Here is an 18,897-nt window from a genome sequence, read left to right on the forward strand (position 1 = left end):
TCTATTATCATTAACAAAATTCGGAGGTATGATACTATTTGTCATTCATTTTTTATTCCCTTTTTAGCTTTCTTAATGGTTCAATATCTCCTCGGACAATAGCATCAATATTTTCAGTTATTTTTTCAATGTCAAAATGCCACCATTGAATTTGCAATAATTCTTGGATTATTTCATTTGAAAATCTCTCTTTTATTTTATTTGCAGGGTTTCCACCAACAATTGTATATGGTGCGACGTCTCTAGTCACAACAGATTTAGCTGCAATGATTGCACCATCCCCTATTTTTATTCCGGGCATAATTGTTGTATCCATACCAATCCAAACGTCATTTCCTATAACTGTATCACCTTTATAAGGTAAATCAGACAAACTAGGTGTATACTTCTCCCACCCATTTCCAAATATATTAAATGGGTATGCTGAAAATCCATCCATTCGATGATTCGCTCCGTTCATAATAAAGTTAACTCCAGATGCAATACTACAAAAATTTCCAATTGTAAGGCAATCCCCTAGAAATTCATAATGATGTAATACTCGATCTTCAAACGTTTCTCCATCTTTCGCATCATAATAAGAATAGTCACCAACAAGTATATTAGGTTTTGTTATTGTATTTTTTATAAATTGAACGTTTTGATTTCCTTCAATAGGGTATTTAACATTTGGATTAGGATTCATTTTGTACGGCACTTCCTTTACCACTTATTTCACTTTCCACCACTATTACTGGCTTTAAATTGTATATAGGTAAAATAAACAATAATCCAATTATAAAAAGTAAAGCCGTCCCTTCATACATCATACTTAATGAAAACATCTCTTTTAAAGAACCGGCAATACTCATCGTTACCACCATTGAACCGGTAAAAAGCGGACTTAAAATACCATTTACACGACCTATAAAATCAGTATCGCTATTTTGAATAATAAGCGTATTAATACCAATTTGGATACAAGGAAGAGCTAAACCACTAAAAAGCTGCGCAGTAAGTGTCACCCATAAATTTGTAGAATATCCTATAATGCCAATACCAATTGCTTGACCAAGCATACCGATAATTAACATCTTTTGCGGAGCAACGTTTTTCGCAAATACCATCGCTAATGCTCCGCCAACAATCATTCCCGCACCATTTACTGTTAGTAGCCACTGTAAACTCTCTTTTGATAATCCTAGCTGCTCAGTCACAATAAATATACCTAATGGTTGAATTAATCCTATACCTAGTCCTGCAGCCATAAAGCAAAGCCCTAGCAAAGTTAATGCTTTTTTCTTTTTGACATACTTAATACCATCCTTCATCTCCTGCAGCAGAGTGATATCTTTCTTTTCTACGTCGTTTTCAAGATCTTTCGGAAGAAATAACAATACAACTGCCGCAAGTAAAAACGAGATACCTGTTATGATGATTGAAATATAAATTCCAAAACTATGAAAGATAAATGTCCCTAGAATTGGTCCTAATACCATAAATATTGCAAATATCGTTTGATATATAGACATCGCTAATTGAATTTGTTCCGTTGATAAATGTTGTTTAAACAACTTCATTCCAGATGGTTGTGAAAACTGTGAAAGGATTGCAGAGATGAGTGTCACAAAAAACACAATTTTCCACGTTCCAAACATAAGCGTAATTAATACAGCGAATACTGAAATGGAACTTAACGTTTCACACCATATCATTGTCTTCTTTGGCTTCCACCTATCAGCAAAAGTACCGCCAATAAATGAAAAAATAAAAATTGGAGCGAATTCAGCAACTGAAATCATTGAAATAGCAAAAGCATCACCTTTTGTTATTTCCATTACATATAGTAATACCGCAAAGTTTCGAACCCATATTCCTATTTGTAAAAATAATGCTGATGCTAAAATCCCTTGAACAAACCGATTTTTTAATACTTGTGATACCCCATTGTTTTGTTTCGTTACTACATTTGTCGACATAAAAAAGCCTCCTATTTCATGTTCTGAACAGGAGGCAGCACAAATCATATAAAAAGACTATATATTCGCAGAGCGAAATACATCCCTTTTCTATAAATGTACAGACTAACCCTATTCAGAAGAATATTTCGTTTTTTAACGAAGATCTCTTACAAATAGAATTAGTTGATCATTGGGATGTCTTCACCCTTCCGTTTCGAATTTAAATAACACATACATACTCTATGTAAATCATTTTCGATGTATGCATGTCTCCTTTTAACTATTCTAGAAAGTTAAAGGTAATTCCTCTAAAGAACGCATTAAATAGTTACCTTGCCATTTAATTTCTTCACGATTCCCTTTTATTTGTAGTTCAGGCATTCGATTAAACAAAGTAGTAATAGCAATCTTTGCTTCTAACCTCGCAAGTGGAGCTCCTAAGCAGAAATGACTACCATGACCAAAGGCAATGTGACGGTTGTTCTCCCGTGTAATATCAAATATTTCTGGATTTTCAAATACTGTTTCATCACGGTTCGCTGAAGCCAATGCAATAATAACCATATCTCCTTTCTGTATTGTTTGATGGTGAATTTGAAATGGCTCCGCTGCCCATCTTGAAGTTGTAACCTCAACTGGAGAATAATATCGTAATCCTTCCTCAATAGCAGCATCAATTAATTTTGGGTTTTCTTTTAATAACTGTAATTGATTTGGATTTTCAAGAAGTGCTAATACCGTATTTGTAATTAAATTCACTGTCGTCTCGTGTCCTGCTACAATTAATAGCATTATCATTGAATATAATTCCCGAGCGCTAAGTTTATGCCCTTCACTCTCTGCAAGTATTAAAGCACTCACCAAGTCTTCTTTTGGCTCTTTTCTTTTAATATCAACTAAATAATGAAGATATGTAATAAACTCAGATAGTTGCTTTTCAGTTTCTCTTATTTCTTCTGGTGTTTCTGGGTAAGCAATGACAGCATGAGACCAAATTCTAAATTTCGCTTGATCTTCTTTTGGAATACCGAGCATTTCACTTATTACAATGATAGGTAAAGGGAACGAATAATCATCAACAAGATTTAATGAACCCTTTCGCTCGACTTCATTTAACAAACCATCTGCAATATCCTGTATTCTTCCTTCCAATTGCGTGATCATCTTCGGTGTAAAAACTTTTTGTACGAGTGATCGTAGACGATTATGGTTAGGTGGATCTGAATTTAACATATGAGTAGTTAAATAATCACTATTGTCAACCGTAAGAAACACATTCAATGCATCTTGAGGAAATATATTGGCTGGATCTTTTTTTAAGCGACTGTCTTTTAAAAGCGGCAAGGCATCTTCATATCTTGTGACAAGCCATTCCGCTCCTAGTTCAGTTTTATTCACAAATAAGATAGGTTGCATTTTTCTAGATTCTTTATAAATTTCATACGCATCTTCTTTAAATTGAGCTGAAGCTAAATTAATGCCATCCTCTATTTTTAGTCCAACTTTGTTTTTCATTGACATTGTATTCCCTCACTCTCATTTGTTTTTGAAAACCAACCCAACATATGCATTATACTCTAATAAAAACGTGAAAATTGTAAATTTTTAATCGAAATCTTACTTCGTATATTGAAAAATAAAAAAGTGAGAGAGTAAAATCGTTTCACTCTCTCACTTCTCTTTATGCGAAGCACATAAAATTACTAATTTGTTGATAGCGATAACTTACTTTACGACGACGACCACCTTGCCACGTGTAACCTGACACTCCATTTCTTCTCACTTCAGTCGGGAAGAACCATAAATCCCTTCCGAAAGGACCAGGACGATGTAAGCGTAAATAGCCCCATCTTCCTAGACAGTTACACATCCATGATTTCATATTACCTGGTTGTGCCGGAGAAGCAAATGTAGACGGTAACGACGGCGCTTGTGACGGTGGTGGTGACGTTGGAGCATCTTCCGCATCATCTGGTCTGTAATCTTCTTGTTCAATATCTCTTACTTCATTTGTAGGTTCATACCCGTAGTTTTGTGGATTGTAATACATCGCTTGATCATATGGATAATTTTGTTGGTTATACATATTAACAAATCACCTTCTTTTCATTCATTACCTTTACCATTCATATGTGATATGCCCTCGCTGGGAAGCTTGTGTATAGCCCAAATTCAACTTAAAAAGCTCGTATTATTAAAAATACGAGCCTTTCAAAAATAGAATGTGTTTATTATTTCCTTAACTTCACACTATAAAAACGCATTTCATCTAACGTACCTTCAAATTCAAATACTTCTTGTTTAATTAATTGTTTCAAGCGATATTCTAAGAAAGTATCTCCAACCAATTGTTCAACAAGACCAAGTGCTTCACCAATTACTCTAGGAGCTTTGAGGAACTCTCGATCAGCACCCACACTTTTCGCGCATTCAATTATAAATTGATCAAAATAATCTTCTTGTACAGAATGCACTTCATTTTCTTTCCACACTCTTAAACATTCTATGCTTTCCGATAATCTATCCCACTCATGTTCAAACTTCATTCGCTTCTCTTCAGTTAAATAAGGTAACTTTATAAAACTTTTTTGGAATAGAGCTAAACTTTCAGGTGGTAATTCTCCCGTTCCACGAATATCATACTCTTGTTTTAATATTTCTCTACTTGCTTCAGACGTATTAATAACTCGAATGTTTTTCTTATCCTTTAATTGTGCTATTACAAAACTTAGGCCTACATGTTCATGTGCATTATCAGCCTTCCAAATTGTAATAGGCGTTTCAACAGGAATAGTATGTAGTTCTTCTATAGTTGCTATAAATCTTGATAAATATTCTTCTTCAAAATAACTATCATAAGCAGTTAAGTTATTTATTAACCACTTCTGTCTTGCTAGTTGCCCCTCATTCGTATGCAACTTATATATCGGTCCAATTGAAAAGAATTCAGAAAAAGCGACAACACTCTCTTCATATAACTCTTCTTGGCTTAACATATATTTTAAGCAACCAGCCGTTGAATCATCAAAAGCAATATGTACGTGCGTACTTTCTATTACATTCCTTTTACAAGTAGGATTACTCGTTAATTGTTTCGGAATATCCATCAAATTTTTAATTGTATCTTCACTATAGTTTTCTTCTAATAAGTTTAACTGTATGAGAATACTTTGAAGTAAATCTTTAGCCTCATCTTCGTACATATCCCCTACAGCATTTTTAATTTTATCTATCACACAAATCCCTCTATTCATTTCAAAAATAACGTAGACTATAGTGTATCATTTTAGTATAGTTCTTTAAAGTCAAATTCAGATTGCTACAGCAATCTGGATTTTCAACAAAAGCTCTCCTTATATTTTTGAATTGCTAAATATTTTACTTTGAAAATCTTTGTATCTAAATGTATAATTATATAAAAACAAAAATATAGGAGCTATATTTATGGATAAAGTACTTACAAATTATAAACATTACTTAAAAAATTGGAGATTTATATTTATTTGCATACTACCTGCTATTGCCTTATTCGTTACTTTCGATGTCATCTTTGAACTACTGTTTCATCAAAATTTCTACTTATCTAACTTAATTTCTGCTATCATATTATTTTTAATATTTATTAACGTTAAAGATAAATTTAACATTAAAGGCTAAAAAACACTATTTCAAAATAGCCCTTTATTATTGCATCCTACTATAAAATAAGGCTCATAGTAGATTTTCATAAAAAATAAGAGCACCCTGCAATTGGCTGCTCTTATGTGATTAGAGGTTTTTTCTGAGTATTAAGTAGGACACGAAGATCTTGTCCTACTACATAATATATGCTTGTACTTATTATTTCGTGCATGTATTAAGCACCATGTTCAGGTACTTAATATATGCATAGTCATTGCTAAAAAATCTACTCAAATATTCACTGTACAATTTCATATTTATAAATTAAAAAACATCCTCAATGGATGTTTTTTATCTAACGATTTTAAGCTTCCATAAACTTAGCCGGTACACCAATTTTTTCAACTACAGAAGATATATTAGTAGGATTAATCATTACATTTTCAATACATACTAATTTATTTTCTAATATCCCATTCTCTGTAGTAATAAGTTCTTTAAACCGATCTAAAGTCATTGAGAATTTATGTTCACTTCCACCATTCATACTAACTTTTACATACTTCATAGTGTCACCGCCTTTCATAATAATTTACATTTCGACAAGAAGGCGCTTACATCCTTTTTATTTACTCTTAGATTTCTCACGTTTACATATATGTTGAGAAAAGAAACTACTATTATTTACTCACAAAATTATTGCTAATAAGAAAGATAAAGATAAAAATGCACAAAGTGGAATATATAAACTGGTATCCATTCTTGCAAAGTGCGTATCTTTTTGTCGTTTAAAGATACCAAAATAGTTAAACTCACCAATCACTCTAATAGAAAAGACAATCATACAAATCCAGGAACCGACTTGAATAATAACATTAGGAACCGCAAAATGAACAATATTTGCTTGTTGCAACAAAATTATTGCTGCCATACTTAATAATAATGCAATGAACAATGTCATTCCGGTGCGAGGTGTAAACGCCTTTTCCCCTGATTTAGTTGGAATAACACTATTTGTCCCCCAATTACCTCCGAAAGCCCAATATACATGTAAAAAGCTAACTAAGAATAATATACAAGCAGATATATATGTAATGATAAGCATTTTATCCTCCCCTTATTTTAGTTCCTATCTATAAAATATGCTATTCCCCTCCGCAATAGCAACCTTCATTTCATTACATAAAAAAACCGTAATGATTTATCAATATTAAGATAAGTCATTACGGGGTTATTAAACTTCATTATGCATTATACCTATTTCTTCGGCGTTCCATCCTTGTTTGACCTTGAACTGCATTTTCTTTGTATGGATCTATTTGCTCTGTCATTTCATATGTTGCAACTGGTTCTTCGTACTTATACTCATGGATCTTTTCTGGCATTTTACTTTTAGATTCTTTCCCACCAAACTTAAATAGTTTCATCTTTAATTTCGGCAATCTTGGAAGTCGAATCTTAATTGATAATCTTTTGCGTTTCTTTTTTGGTCCAAGTAGATTTATATTTTCTTGATTATCTTTCTCTTTGCGGTGAATGAACATCGCAAGTAATCCTCCTAATACAAGTCCTCCAATTAATAGTAATATATATACATAATGACTTGTCATTAAACTCGTTATGCGTTCAAGTATGACTAACGACTGTACTTCTTTTATATCCCATAGTAAAGCGGCCCATAATGAGAATAAGCCCAAAGTAAGTCCATATGTACGAAAACGGAATAAACATGGAATTAACGCGACACATGCAGCAATTTTCGCATTTGCTATGATTGAACTTGTTGAAATATCCTGATGCCAAATAACTAACAGTAATGTTATAAATGGCGCATACGCTATCCAGCTGCATATACGTGAATACATCTTTTTAGCAAAATAACTACCGAAACTAGTAAAAAATAAAAGCCCTCCAATATATATAGATTGTTCTAGAGGGATTTGCTTTGTAAGTCCTGCAATTGGAAAGAGGCCGCTCAATAGCATTAAGAGCACATCTAATTTCTTCACAATTCCCCATTCCTTTCAATTTTTTTCAATTAATAAAAATCTTTTTCCATATGATATAGTTTTTGTATTTCTAAAAAACATATTAATCCTGTCTGCACATAAAGTAAATATGTAAACGAAAAGATACTTGACAAAGGATATCCTTATTTACATAAAAAAATGACAAATCCTGATCGATATAACGAGCAGGATTTGTTTACTAGTATTTAAAGTAGAGTAATTGAATCTTTCTTTTCTACCTTTACTACATCTACATCCAATTCATCATCAAATTCTTTAAACTCTCTTGCATCTATGTCAGTAATATAACTCTTTATTACCTTTTCCATATGCATGGAATATGTCATGTGTACATTCTTTTTCGAAAGCATACTAGAATTACAGCACATGTAATGTATCATTTTAGCGATATAATCCCTTTCTACAGGTTTTACACCTAATGGTAGAATTTCAAGTATATATCGCTGAAAAATCCCACTACAATTAAGTGAATATTCACCAGTGCTATAATACATCCCTTTTTGATCTGCATATAAGCCAATGCTATCTAAAGCATCATCACATTCTATTAAACCGTAACTTGGTACATCAAAACCTGTATTTATTCTAATAATATTTAAATTTGGAACCTTTAACACCTCTGGAACAATATTAGGTAAAATATCTATATTAATTTCTTTATTTTGTAACTCTTTTATCCAATATTTTCTCAATTTTGCATCTACAATGAAATAAACTTGTTCATTTTGTTCTTTTGCATATTGTACAATTTCCATTAATGTTTCGAAAACATATTGTTTAAAAAGAGCCCCCATATCATTTCTCTTTGATGGTTGTGGTAAAAATGTATTATGTTTATTTATATTTAATAATACGCAATCAATCGTTTGCCACTCTGTACTCCCATATAATTTATATAAAATTTCTTTTCCTTTTATTTTTGAAAAAATAAGTAAGAAATCGAATTTCGATATTCGTTCAATTGATAAACTAACATATATACAAGGTAAATTTATCTTATTCCAACTACGCTTCAAAAATCCTTTTTGCTCTAATAAACTAAAAACACTATTTACAATTGTTTTACGAGATACACTTTGGCCTATAAATAAATTAATAAATGTTGAAATACGGTTTGCTCGTGCAAATCCCTCTCTAATGATTTGTTTTGGATCAATTTTTTCTCGTCCATCACAATTTTTCAATGCGATTAATGCTAATGTCGCATCACTGCACTCGCCCGCGGTAGCATAGACAGCTTTCTTAACATCATCTACAAGATTTGTTTTATATTTTTGGCAATATTGCATTTTATATGGATTTTGTAACAACTTTTCAATATTGTATCTCACAATCTTTAATAACACTGGAAAATCTGTATTCAATACATAAGAATTTTCACCAACTTTAGTTAAAACAATTTTGCTATCAAGTAATGCTTGTTCTATTTCCAGCGCTATATTTTCAGACCAAACTTCTAATGTTAATGTCTCTAATCCTTTTGGTGCAAATAAAGGAAATAATTCATTTTTGTTATTTGTTGCTACCTTTTTACATTCTGGAAGTATTGTGAAACAAGAGAATTTACGCTGAAATTCTTTAAATAAATACTCTCTTTCCTTTACTGTTATACCCGGTTCTATTTTAGTACCTTGAACTTTATAAATTCTCTCATTGTATGGAAATAACACCCTTTTATTTTCTCCTACAATATAATTTTTTGGATATTGGAGAATATGGTCTAAATCCACCTCTCCCCCTATTTGAAAATCATCTTTTAAATTTCTAAATATCTTAATCCATTTCATGCCGGTTGTAGCTTGTTGTATTTTTAGTTTTACAAACCGTATTTTTTTATTATTTGACGCAAACTCTGAGGTAGAAATCAATATCATGCCTCGTTTTCGTCTTAAAAGTAAAGGAATATCTGGATGATTATATTCTTGATAAAATCTCCGAATCCCTATTGAAATATTTAATAATGGAGCGTTCTCACCACCGCGGGTTATGCATTCGAATCGATATACATAGGAGAAAAAATCTTGTGTTTTTTCATCTTTTATCGGCCCTGACATCGCCTCACAAATATTTTGTGATCTAAGAGGGGAAAAATAGATTTCTTCTTCATTTGTATTTTCTAAATATATAGGACGCTCACAAAAAATATGTGAGATTAAAGCGGGCACCCACTTAGAATACGTTTCATTATCATGTAGTACTGGCAAATTAGAAATCAAATCGGATTGCCATTCATATTTTGGTGGTTCTACTAATCTATTTGGTTTCCAATCATGAATAATCTCATACCAACTTTGAAAAATATAATCGAGCTGCTCTTGTCTAATAGGTTCTTTCGATACAATCCATGGTGTATTTTCATTTAATACGTACGGGTTATGCTGAATAAACAATATATCCGAAAACATATCATACAATCTTTCATTCAAACGTTTCAACTTACTCGTTAATAAAAATGTCTTATAATGTATCTCTACGATGTCCAGCCATTCAATAGGAAAGTATATAAATGATACCTTTTCATTTAAAAGGGGTTCTACTATATTTTCAAATGTTAGCAGCCTTAATTTTTTCATAAAATGATTCCTTCCTTTCTTCAGTTGTCTTGATTATCAAAAAGCTAGAACAATAGTTACTTAATCTAATCCATTTAAACCAAGTATTTAAAAGAAACGTAAAAACTGTTTATCTACATAAATTATTATCAAACCGACTCTTTTAAAAATTCAAAGTAATTATCATGTATAACACCTCTACTATATTTTAATTTTTATACATTCGAATTATACATTACACTTAATGCATTGCACTTATCATTTACAATATCTTTACAAAAAAACCAAAAAAGAACACCTTAATTCGGTGCCCTTTTTACAAATATCAACCTTTATGTAATTGAACATATAGATAACAGTAATCCCCCAAATGAAATTGCTCCTAGTAAACCTACTACAACTCCTGTTAAACAAATACAATCAGCAAGACAAATAGAAGACTGCGATAATGGAACAAATGACCTACTTGTACTCGAACCATATTGTTTTATTTTCTCATAATTCACATCTAACATTAAATGTAAACATGTTACACCATCCTCAATAGTATGTAGAGGTTTTTTTTCTAATCGCTCCAATAATTTACTATCAAAAGCAACTGATAGAGGATACTGCTTATCTAATTTCATGTTTTGATAAATTAGTTGCAAACGAGATAATATATTGTTTTTCTTCTTTTCAGATGTTACTGTACATTTCATTTTATTAAATTCATTTAATAACAGTGTCAATTCATCTCTTTTTCCGTATAAATCTTTAGCTATTTTTCTCTTTAGTTTATACGAATGGATAATAGATTTTAGTTCAATCATATTCATACACTTCCTAATTACATATTATTTACCCAATTATTTTATAGATAAACAGTTCTTTTTAATCTTATTTAAATTACACTCAAGCATCTTCACTTACTATCGATTAACATTACATTAACCTTACAAAGTTGTAATGAATTCATTAGCTAGAAGGAATCAATCCCTAAACCAGACAGATATTTGATGATAAAACCATAAGAAAAAAGCAATGATTAGATTTTAAATCTAGTCATTGCTTTATCCATCACCTCTTGATTACACCTATATATCTTATTGTTACTCTTTCACTTGAATGATTGAATATATCCATTAATAATGGCTATATTCTTTGTCGGCAAGTACATATATAAAACTAATGTTTTTTAATTGATAAGGTGAAACTTTAATCAGCCCTCACCAATTGGGCTTTTATGGACAGTCCACCACCTAACTTCTCTTTGCTCTCTCTGAATTTAAAGGAAGATTTTATTGCCCGCAAATAGTGGGATAAATGTAATTAATATTCATACGTTACAATAGTACCGGTAGTATCAGTAAAACCATCAAAACAGTTAGAGCAACCACCACAGCCGCCACAACCTCCGCAACTTCCGCAACCAAAACAACCGAAGCAACCAATACAACGGAATCCACCACAACGAAATCCGCCACAACGACCTCCACCACAACCGCCACAACGACCACAACCGCCACAGCGACGAGCAGCATCTTCAATATAGTAATATGGATATTGGTTTTGCTGGTCCCAATAGACAATATTTCCAGATCGGTAATCATTAAGACTTAACGCTTGTAGTTCTTGTTGAAACTGATTCATTTTCATAACCTCCGTTTATAAAATACAACCTCATCGATGCTTCCCTATGTTTCTGTTCGTTACATCTAAGTAGGAATAGCGCTATAAACTAAGTTCAATACGTACACCAACAAAGTATGACTTATCACTAAATGATGCACCTTGTTCATATACCTATTTTTGCTATGGGCTCATTTTTATAAAGTGAAACTTTAATCAGTGGGGTTTTGTTCATCCCCTACCTAACTTCTTTGCTTCCGCTGAATTTTGAGGTGGGGGGCTTACTGCCCGGCAAATAGCGGGATAAATAAAAATTAAAAAATATGAATTCTATCGTCATATCTTCATACCTACTAAATTCAATTAATTTCTCAATAATTATGTTGTCATATCCTATATATTTCCGTCTGCCGCTTAGATTTTTCTGTACTGTAAATGCCTTTCGCTATAACACCTCCAAGTAACCGGTTTCTATGACAGATAAGAAATTCCTACAAAGAAAAAAGCCCTTATTAGGGCTTTTCATTCTATTTCTCCAGCAAAACTCTCTATGAAATTCCTAATAGAAAAAAGACACACTTAGATTGGTGCGTCTTTTTGTGATGCCTCTTTTGTGAAATCATATAAAGCAATTGCGCCTAAAAGAACAAGTATACCTTGAGGAACATCTAGCAAAATAGTTTTCCAAATTTCTGGAATTACCCATTTAATATCTGCTGCTGTTTCAAGATATGTTTGGAAATAGCTGATTGTAAAATTAATTATCCCTAAAAATACAAACAACGATAAACCAAATCGAATTAATTTCTTATTTGTAAACATATAACACCTCTCAAAATTCATTGGATATTCCTGCTTTTGCTTCTTTATATTTCCATATCTTCATATCTAATTTTAACACATAAAGAACTCAAAAAAATACGATATGCATATTTGCATATCGTATTAACAACACTCCATGATAATTTAGGAATTCCTGCGAAGAAAAAACAACTCCGTTACAGCTAATAGCTCGGGTTTCTTTTCTTATTTAACTTCATACCACCAACATTTACGTTCTTTAATTGTAAAATAAATGTGACAGAAGTTTATCCAGTTAATGCGTAAACAAGTAAATGAGCTAAATTATCGATATTCTATTTCGCCATATCCGTAGCACTAATGACTTTACGCAAATTTGACAAGAAAAAATATATAGATAGGTATGATCCAGACCTATCTATAACATTACTTCTATTCTTTATCCAATTACATCTTTTACGTCTGTATCCACTGGCCACTTTTCTAATGTATAAGCCATTTCCCAAAATGAATATTCATATTGACTGCTAATAATAAAATGCTGTTTCATACGTTTGCGGTCTGCCTCTGTTACTTTTTCAGCGATAGTATCTAAACGTGTAATTTGTTCTTCAACTAGCGTACGGAACCAATCAGATCCATAAGCAGAAATCCATTCGTTATAAATTGGCTCTTCCGGCTGGCACTCTTTTAAGCGTTCGCCAATTTCATAATACAACCAATAGCAAGGTAAAATTGCTGCAATGATATCTCCTAAATGCCCTTCATACGCAGCACGATACATATGTGAAGTATACGCATATGCAGTTGGCGCAGGAATAAAATTATCTTTTTCTTCTTTCGTTATCCCTAGTTTTTTAGCAAAATTCTCATGTAAAGATAACTCTGCTTCATATGTATTTTGAGCATGATGTGCCATACGAGCTGTCGTCTCTAATTCAAGAGCTTTTGCAGCTCCTAAAGTTTGTACTCTAGCAAAATGACTCAAATAATATGAATCTTGAAGCACATAATAACGAAAACTAGCTAAATCTAACGTTCCTTCACCAAGTTTTTTTACAAAAGGATGGTTAAAACTCGCTTCCCAAATTGAATCTACTTCTTTACGTAATGATTGTGAAAAATTCATTTAAATCCCTCCAATAATATATAAAATATAAGTATTTATCCACAATTATTAAAGCTGTAAAATAAAAAAACTTTCTTTACAGGCGTAAAGAAAGTGAAATCGACAGTATTTATTTACTCATTAAATAGCAACGTCTTTCCCACTTCCCTACGCTGGCATTAACCAGATCAGGTACTAAGAGTCTCAAAATCACATTTGATCTCAGCCTATAAAAGGCCCCCCTAGTGGATAAATATTTTGTTTTTATAATGTATTCATCATAGCATACTTCGTGAAACTGTCAAAAGAATTCGTTATATAATCTCCTTAAAACCCTTCTTCATTTCTAACTTTTAATGATGTTTCAATAATCATATCTAATAGTTTGCTATAACTAATTCCCGCTGCTTCTGCACTTTTGGGCAATAGGCTTGATTGTGTCATCCCTGGTAATGTATTAATTTCCATTACATATGGAATTCCGTCCTTCACCATCATATCAACTCTTGCATAAACACTACATTTTAATGCTTTATAACAAGTCAGTGAAGCTTTATTTACACGTTCCTTAATTTCTGCTGGAAGTTCGATAACTTCCTCAACCGTACTAGTATCATCATATTTTGCATTATAGTCAAAGAACTCGGCTGCATGTCGAATTGAAACTATAGGTAACTGTTTTCCATCCAGAATTGAACATGTAATTTCATCACCTTTTATATACTTTTCAATTACTACTTCAGAATCCCATTCGAATACAGTTTCTAGCATTGAGATCAATTCATTTTTATTATAAACGATTTTCACTCCGACACTCGATCCGCCAGAGTTTGGTTTTACTACTAATGGAAATCCTAACTTATCTAACTCATCAAGATTTAGATCCTCCATTTTTGTAAGTTCAATCCAATCTGGTGTTTCTACACCTTCATAACGTAAAATCTTTTTCGAAATATTTTTATCCATACATATACTGCTAGATAACATATTACTTCCGCTATAAGGAATCCCTAAACTCTCCAGTGTTCCTTGAACTGTCCCATCTTCTCCGTATTTTCCGTGTAATGCGAGCAACGCAAAGTCAATGTCTTTCGCTTTTTCAATTAAATCCATTTTTTCATTTAATGTAATTGGAACTATTTCATATTTATTTTTATCTAAATGAGCAATCATTTCATTCCCCGTCATAATTGAAACTTGTTTTTCAGACGATACCCCGCCCATAATAACACCGATTTTCATTTTCTCAACTCCAAATTTCATTTTTTAATGTATCACCAATTATTTTAATTCCCCGAACTATTTCTTCTTCTTTCAAGCGTGAAAACCCTAATCGGAAAGTATTCGCTCCTTCTCCATCAGAGTAAAAAACATCTCCAGGTGAAAACGTAACGCCTTTCTCATAACACTTTTGTAAAAGTGTGCGGGCATTCATATGCTCTTCTAGCTCTATAAATAAATGCAGCCCACCATCTCCAGTCATTCTTTTAAAAGGAATGTACTGGTTACATGCCCCGACAGCTAACTCATATTTTTTCTTATAAACAGATCTTGCCTTTTTTAAATATTTTTCAAAATATCCCTCATGTAAATATTGAAACAGAACAGCTTGATCTAGCGTAGATGTGTGAATCGTTCTTGCTCTTTTTACGCTTTCTAAATAATGAATCAGCTCTTTATCTGCAATAATCCAGCCTACACGTAAACCAGGGAAAAGTACCTTTGAAAAGCTACTAATATAAATCACATTATTGCCAGCTCCCGCAAAAGTTAATAATGGAGCTAAATGTGAACCTGAATAACGTAATTCTTCATTAAATCCGTCCTCTATAATAGGAACGTTGTATTTTGAGAATAACCTCATCAATTCCGTTCTTTTCTCTGAACTCGTAACAATACCGGTTGGATTATGATAAGAAGGAATTAAATAAGCAAAATCAAAATCTTTTTCACGCAAACTTTTTTCAACTTCATTCGTATCAATACCATCCTCATGCATATCAATCCCATGAACTTCAAGTCCATGTAAACGGAAAAGCTTAAGTGCAGCATGGTGAGTTGGATTCTCACAAATGACACGACCGGATTTTTTTGATAGAGAAGAGAGTACAATATCCAATCCTTCTGTAAATCCATTTGTAATTAGAATATCTTTATTCGAAATGTCTACACCTTTCATTTCCATGTAATGAAGTAAATAATTCATTAACGGTCTATATCCCTTTGCATATCCGTAGTTCAATACGATGTCCCCTTCAATGGACATACGAGTAAGAAAAGCTCTTTTGAAATTTTCAACATCAAATAGCTTCTCATCCGGGGCTATACTATTAAAAACAATCATTCCCTTTTCCCAACGAACACCATGTTTCATTAAATCTAATTCGTCCGCTAATGCGGTCACTGTATTAAGTTTATTTTTCCAATCTATTTCAACAGACGAAGTGTTAGATATATCCACCTTCGCAACAAAGTTCCCTTTTCCTTTAACTGCATAAATGAGTCCTTCTTGCTCTAAATCTGCATAAGCAGCGAGTACAGTGTTTCTACTCACACTTAGTAATTCACTTAGTTCCCTTGTTGATGGGATTTTTTGATCCCCGAGCAAATGCCCTTTCATAATCATCTTTTTCAAATAGTCTTTTAATTGAATATAAACGGGACGATCTTTAACAACTTTAAAATCCTTAAACAATTCCTTACCCCCTGCAATCATTTTTGCATATTTATTTCATTCTCAAAAGGTCCACGACATATGTATTTTTTATAAAGGGCGGTACGGTCTTACAAATCTTTTCGATATAAGTTAATTACATCTTTTAAAGCTGCAGCTGCAGCGCCTCGTGGATTAGAAGCCCCGCCAATTGTAGTAACTTGTCCCATCGTATCTGTAAAGAACGTAATTCCTTTTTCGGTTCCATTTACTTTTGCTAATGGATGATCTTTTTCTATTTGGCACGGTTCAACATTTAAATTCACATTGCCTCCCTCATCCTTATATGTTGATGCTATTAATTTAATAATTTTATGTTGTTCCTTAGCATTTCGAATTTGCTGTTTTGTAACGTGCTCGATTCCTTTTATATGTATATCAGTAAGTGTTTTCTCTGTTTCCATTAAGCTGTTTGTCAAAAGTAACAATTTACACGCACTATCTGAACCACTTATATCTAATATAGGGTTTGTCTCAGCAATTCCTTTATTTTGTGCTTCTTTCAGTGCTTCTTCAAATGTCATATCTTCCTCATACATTTTCGTAAGAATATAATTAGTTGTTCCATTTAATATTCCTTCTATTTTTTCAATACTGCAACCGGCTAAACTAAATTGTCCGATATCTAGTGTCGGTAGTGCAGCGGCTGTTGCACCGCTATATCGAATTCGTACATTTGCGCCTCTTGCTGCTTCATTTATTTCTCTCCAGTTTGTAACGAGCGCACCTTTAGAAATTGCTACTATATCCATCTGTTTCTCAATCGCTTGTTTCATATATTGTTTCCCTGGATTTCCATCTTTAAGATTTGTAACCGTTGATTCTACCAATACAGTACCACTTATGCTAGTTGTTGCACGTTCCTTCGGATGATACTCTAAATATTTTTCAATTGCAGCGGTACCGCCACCATACATCAATAAATGATGAAGAGATAAGCCTTCTTCATTATGTATTGCAATATTTCTTCCTAATACGCCACTTACAACTAATTGAATCCCATATGTTTCATATATATATGAATATTTTTCATTTAATAATTTTATAAACTCTCTGCCTACTGTTCCGTATCCTGATAATACAACTTGAATTTTCATAATATCCCCCCATATTTTTCTACCAAATCCCTCTTTCAATATAATATAAAGCGCTCTCGAATTCCATCGAGAGCGCTTTATTATTACCTATTTCGGTAAACGTGATAGCTTTTCAGCAATTGTTCTATAAAACTCTTGAATGCTAGAAAAACCTAACGAGTCTGAAACACTTAACCCTACCATGTCGAGATGGTCCCAATTCGCTTTCGTTTCGATATGATTCCATTTTCCAACCTGTAATGACTCATTATTATTTACAGCAACATTAGAAGATGGTGCAATCATGGAATTTGTATTTACTACACCATCATTTTGCCACCAAGAAGTATCAACTAACGGACGGTTTTCTTCATATCTCGCATACGAACCTAAGAAAAATGCATTCCCCATCAACACTTTATTCATCGTTATATGAGGTAAATGTAAACCTGTTATAGGTGCTGCTTGTGATGCATGTCCACTATAGGATAAGTAATACACATCCGGTTGCGTCTTTACCCAATTATTTAATTCCTTTGCACCATCTGTACTTAAATCCCATTGACTTATATCTTTTGTATTTTTCCAAAGTGAACTATTTAGAATACGATTACTATATTGGAAATAGGACTCTCCAGCATTCTTCTTTATACCCCATTGATCCAATTTAAAATCATATAATGATAAATTATTGTTTCCTCCAAAGCTTGCAGCTGTAATGAGTAAATCTTTAACGAACGGTAGTAGAAGACTACCATCCGCAAGTGTTGTACCGTTGTGAGGGGTTGCTAATGTTGTAACACTATGAACATATGATTTTCCGCCTTCAAATAGTGGTGATATTTTGGTGTCTGGGTGATTTTTCACATAATTCTTTTCTTCAAAACTACCTTCTTTTAATAGCTGTACTAATGTTCTAATCGTTTGTCCACCCATGCTATGTCCAACTAAATGAACTTTACTTGTTTCACTCCAATTCGGCGCAAAACCACTATAAGTTCTGCCAAAACGATTATGTCCATGTTTCTCAGCATGGACTGCACCATAGTCTACTGTCCCACCGCTAATTTGTGCATACAATTCACATGCACGATCCCAGTTACTAGAAACAGGTCCAACAGCTGCGGTATGTACCGTATAACCATTTCGTTTCAAATCTTCCTGTATATCATGAACACCACCCCAATATTTTACGCCCAGCATTTCTTCCCTACCCCATCCAGCAAATCCATTCACCAATATGATAGGATAATTATTTTGTTGCCTTTCTTCAGCGTATGATATTTTCGCTGCGAATGAACATACGGTCACTAATGCGAAAAAACATATTTTTAAAAATAACTTCCCCATACTTTCTCCCCCCCTAATAAAACGTTTACATTTTTCTTTTCGAAAAATTAACAGAATAATTTAACAACTTAAACATAATGTAAAGTATTTTATAT

The 18,897-nt window shown here is 32.7% G+C and carries 18 protein-coding genes, 1 pseudogene and 1 riboswitch; of the genes and pseudogenes, 1 reads left to right on the forward strand and 18 read right to left on the reverse strand.

Annotated elements, in window-relative coordinates; translation table 11 throughout:
• Positions 1-52: 52 nt before the first annotated feature.
• The 5 genes from ACTFSL_RS05975 to ACTFSL_RS05995 all read right to left on the reverse strand — a co-directional run bounded on the left by ACTFSL_RS05975 (position 53) and on the right by ACTFSL_RS05995 (position 5,176).
• Positions 53-685 carry a Vat family streptogramin A O-acetyltransferase gene (locus ACTFSL_RS05975; RefSeq protein WP_088338570.1) on the reverse strand — a complete coding sequence of 211 codons (633 nt, stop codon included), beginning with the start codon at positions 683-685 and terminating at the stop codon, positions 53-55.
• Positions 675-1,958 carry an MFS transporter gene (locus ACTFSL_RS05980; protein ID WP_088338571.1) on the reverse strand — a complete coding sequence of 428 codons (1,284 nt, stop codon included), beginning with the start codon at positions 1,956-1,958 and terminating at the stop codon, positions 675-677. The genes ACTFSL_RS05975 and ACTFSL_RS05980 overlap by 11 nt, the downstream gene beginning before the upstream one ends.
• A gap of 267 nt (positions 1,959-2,225) precedes the next feature.
• Positions 2,226-3,461: a cytochrome P450 gene (cypA, locus tag ACTFSL_RS05985; RefSeq protein WP_088338572.1), complete on the reverse strand. Its 1,236-nt coding sequence runs from the start codon at positions 3,459-3,461 to the stop codon at positions 2,226-2,228.
• A gap of 160 nt (positions 3,462-3,621) precedes the next feature.
• Positions 3,622-4,026 carry a hypothetical protein gene (locus tag ACTFSL_RS05990; protein ID WP_000282687.1) on the reverse strand — a complete coding sequence of 135 codons (405 nt, stop codon included), beginning with the start codon at positions 4,024-4,026 and terminating at the stop codon, positions 3,622-3,624.
• A gap of 145 nt (positions 4,027-4,171) precedes the next feature.
• A complete protein-coding gene (locus tag ACTFSL_RS05995) occupies positions 4,172-5,176 on the reverse strand; it encodes a DUF1835 domain-containing protein (RefSeq protein ID WP_088338573.1) in 1,005 nt (334 codons plus the stop codon).
• Positions 5,177-5,384: 208 nt separating this feature from the next.
• On the opposite strand from ACTFSL_RS05995, the gene ACTFSL_RS06000 reads away from it, so the two are divergent.
• Positions 5,385-5,597 carry a hypothetical protein gene (locus ACTFSL_RS06000; RefSeq protein ID WP_000362068.1) on the forward strand — a complete coding sequence of 71 codons (213 nt, stop codon included), beginning with the start codon at positions 5,385-5,387 and terminating at the stop codon, positions 5,595-5,597.
• 328 nt (positions 5,598-5,925) lie between these two features.
• Here ACTFSL_RS06000 and ACTFSL_RS06005 read toward each other — a convergent pair whose 3' ends face one another.
• The 13 genes and pseudogenes from ACTFSL_RS06005 to ACTFSL_RS06065 all read right to left on the reverse strand — a co-directional run bounded on the left by ACTFSL_RS06005 (position 5,926) and on the right by ACTFSL_RS06065 (position 18,802).
• Positions 5,926-6,129 carry a hypothetical protein gene (locus ACTFSL_RS06005; protein ID WP_000878372.1) on the reverse strand — a complete coding sequence of 68 codons (204 nt, stop codon included), beginning with the start codon at positions 6,127-6,129 and terminating at the stop codon, positions 5,926-5,928.
• Positions 6,130-6,249: 120 nt separating this feature from the next.
• Positions 6,250-6,666, reverse strand: a complete 417-nt coding sequence (locus ACTFSL_RS06010) for a DUF3995 domain-containing protein (RefSeq protein WP_088338575.1) — start codon at positions 6,664-6,666, stop codon at positions 6,250-6,252.
• Between the two features lie 139 nt (positions 6,667-6,805).
• Entirely contained in the window at positions 6,806-7,570 is a 765-nt protein-coding gene (locus tag ACTFSL_RS06015) for a DUF3959 family protein (RefSeq protein ID WP_000732187.1), read from the reverse strand.
• 206 nt (positions 7,571-7,776) lie between these two features.
• Entirely contained in the window at positions 7,777-10,164 is a 2,388-nt protein-coding gene (locus ACTFSL_RS06020) for an RNaseH domain-containing protein (protein WP_135277871.1), read from the reverse strand.
• Between the two features lie 311 nt (positions 10,165-10,475).
• On the reverse strand, positions 10,476-10,961 hold the full coding sequence (locus ACTFSL_RS06025) for a homoserine dehydrogenase (RefSeq protein WP_135277873.1): 486 nt from the start codon (positions 10,959-10,961) through the stop codon (positions 10,476-10,478).
• Positions 10,962-11,170: 209 nt separating this feature from the next.
• Positions 11,171-11,302 (reverse strand): annotated as a pseudogene (locus ACTFSL_RS06030) (site-specific integrase); the annotation flags it as partial.
• A 152-nt stretch (positions 11,303-11,454) separates the two neighbouring features.
• Positions 11,455-11,775 (reverse strand): heterocycloanthracin/sonorensin family bacteriocin, encoded by a 321-nt coding sequence (locus ACTFSL_RS06035; protein ID WP_001071366.1) that lies wholly within the window; start codon positions 11,773-11,775, stop codon positions 11,455-11,457.
• Positions 11,776-12,333: 558 nt separating this feature from the next.
• On the reverse strand, positions 12,334-12,597 hold the full coding sequence (locus tag ACTFSL_RS06040) for a DUF3937 domain-containing protein (protein WP_440041359.1): 264 nt from the start codon (positions 12,595-12,597) through the stop codon (positions 12,334-12,336).
• A gap of 397 nt (positions 12,598-12,994) precedes the next feature.
• On the reverse strand, positions 12,995-13,684 hold the full coding sequence (gene tenA / locus ACTFSL_RS06045) for a thiaminase II (protein WP_001011746.1): 690 nt from the start codon (positions 13,682-13,684) through the stop codon (positions 12,995-12,997).
• A 127-nt stretch (positions 13,685-13,811) separates the two neighbouring features.
• Positions 13,812-13,917: riboswitch (TPP riboswitch) on the reverse strand.
• A gap of 73 nt (positions 13,918-13,990) precedes the next feature.
• Complete coding sequence (locus tag ACTFSL_RS06050) at positions 13,991-14,905, reverse strand: D-alanine--D-alanine ligase (RefSeq protein ID WP_000690435.1); 915 nt, start codon at positions 14,903-14,905, stop codon at positions 13,991-13,993.
• A gap of 4 nt (positions 14,906-14,909) precedes the next feature.
• Entirely contained in the window at positions 14,910-16,358 is a 1,449-nt protein-coding gene (gene pdxR / locus ACTFSL_RS06055) for a MocR-like pyridoxine biosynthesis transcription factor PdxR (protein WP_030025706.1), read from the reverse strand.
• Positions 16,359-16,447: 89 nt separating this feature from the next.
• Complete coding sequence (locus tag ACTFSL_RS06060; RefSeq protein ID WP_088338610.1) at positions 16,448-17,473, reverse strand: homoserine dehydrogenase; 1,026 nt, start codon at positions 17,471-17,473, stop codon at positions 16,448-16,450.
• Positions 17,474-17,560: 87 nt separating this feature from the next.
• Positions 17,561-18,802, reverse strand: a complete 1,242-nt coding sequence (locus ACTFSL_RS06065) for an esterase/lipase family protein (RefSeq protein ID WP_000517074.1) — start codon at positions 18,800-18,802, stop codon at positions 17,561-17,563.
• Positions 18,803-18,897: the final 95 nt, after the last annotated feature.

Origin of the sequence: Bacillus cereus group sp. MYBK108-1, assembly GCF_051917185.1 — a bacterium.
GTDB lineage: Bacteria > Bacillota > Bacilli > Bacillales > Bacillaceae_G > Bacillus_A > Bacillus_A cereus.

What these genes read in the sequence shown, in the direction of transcription:
- ACTFSL_RS05975 (WP_088338570.1), bottom strand. Translation starts at nt 685, where the DNA reads ATGAATCCTAATCCAAATGTTAAATACCCTATTGAAGGAAATCAAAAC.
- ACTFSL_RS05980 (WP_088338571.1), bottom strand. Translation starts at nt 1,958, where the DNA reads ATGTCGACAAATGTAGTAACGAAACAAAACAATGGGGTATCACAAGTA.
- cypA (WP_088338572.1), bottom strand. Translation starts at nt 3,461, where the DNA reads ATGTCAATGAAAAACAAAGTTGGACTAAAAATAGAGGATGGCATTAAT.
- ACTFSL_RS05990 (WP_000282687.1), bottom strand. Translation starts at nt 4,026, where the DNA reads ATGTATAACCAACAAAATTATCCATATGATCAAGCGATGTATTACAAT.
- ACTFSL_RS06000 (WP_000362068.1), top strand. Translation starts at nt 5,385, where the DNA reads ATGGATAAAGTACTTACAAATTATAAACATTACTTAAAAAATTGGAGA.
- ACTFSL_RS06005 (WP_000878372.1), bottom strand. Translation starts at nt 6,129, where the DNA reads ATGAAGTATGTAAAAGTTAGTATGAATGGTGGAAGTGAACATAAATTC.
- ACTFSL_RS06010 (WP_088338575.1), bottom strand. Translation starts at nt 6,666, where the DNA reads ATGCTTATCATTACATATATATCTGCTTGTATATTATTCTTAGTTAGC.
- ACTFSL_RS06020 (WP_135277871.1), bottom strand. Translation starts at nt 10,164, where the DNA reads ATGAAAAAATTAAGGCTGCTAACATTTGAAAATATAGTAGAACCCCTT.
- ACTFSL_RS06025 (WP_135277873.1), bottom strand. Translation starts at nt 10,961, where the DNA reads ATGAATATGATTGAACTAAAATCTATTATCCATTCGTATAAACTAAAG.
- ACTFSL_RS06035 (WP_001071366.1), bottom strand. Translation starts at nt 11,775, where the DNA reads ATGAATCAGTTTCAACAAGAACTACAAGCGTTAAGTCTTAATGATTAC.
- ACTFSL_RS06040 (WP_440041359.1), bottom strand. Translation starts at nt 12,597, where the DNA reads ATGAATTTTGAGAGGTGTTATATGTTTACAAATAAGAAATTAATTCGA.
- tenA (WP_001011746.1), bottom strand. Translation starts at nt 13,684, where the DNA reads ATGAATTTTTCACAATCATTACGTAAAGAAGTAGATTCAATTTGGGAA.
- ACTFSL_RS06050 (WP_000690435.1), bottom strand. Translation starts at nt 14,905, where the DNA reads ATGAAAATCGGTGTTATTATGGGCGGGGTATCGTCTGAAAAACAAGTT.
- ACTFSL_RS06060 (WP_088338610.1), bottom strand. Translation starts at nt 17,473, where the DNA reads ATGAAAATTCAAGTTGTATTATCAGGATACGGAACAGTAGGCAGAGAG.
- ACTFSL_RS06065 (WP_000517074.1), bottom strand. Translation starts at nt 18,802, where the DNA reads ATGGGGAAGTTATTTTTAAAAATATGTTTTTTCGCATTAGTGACCGTA.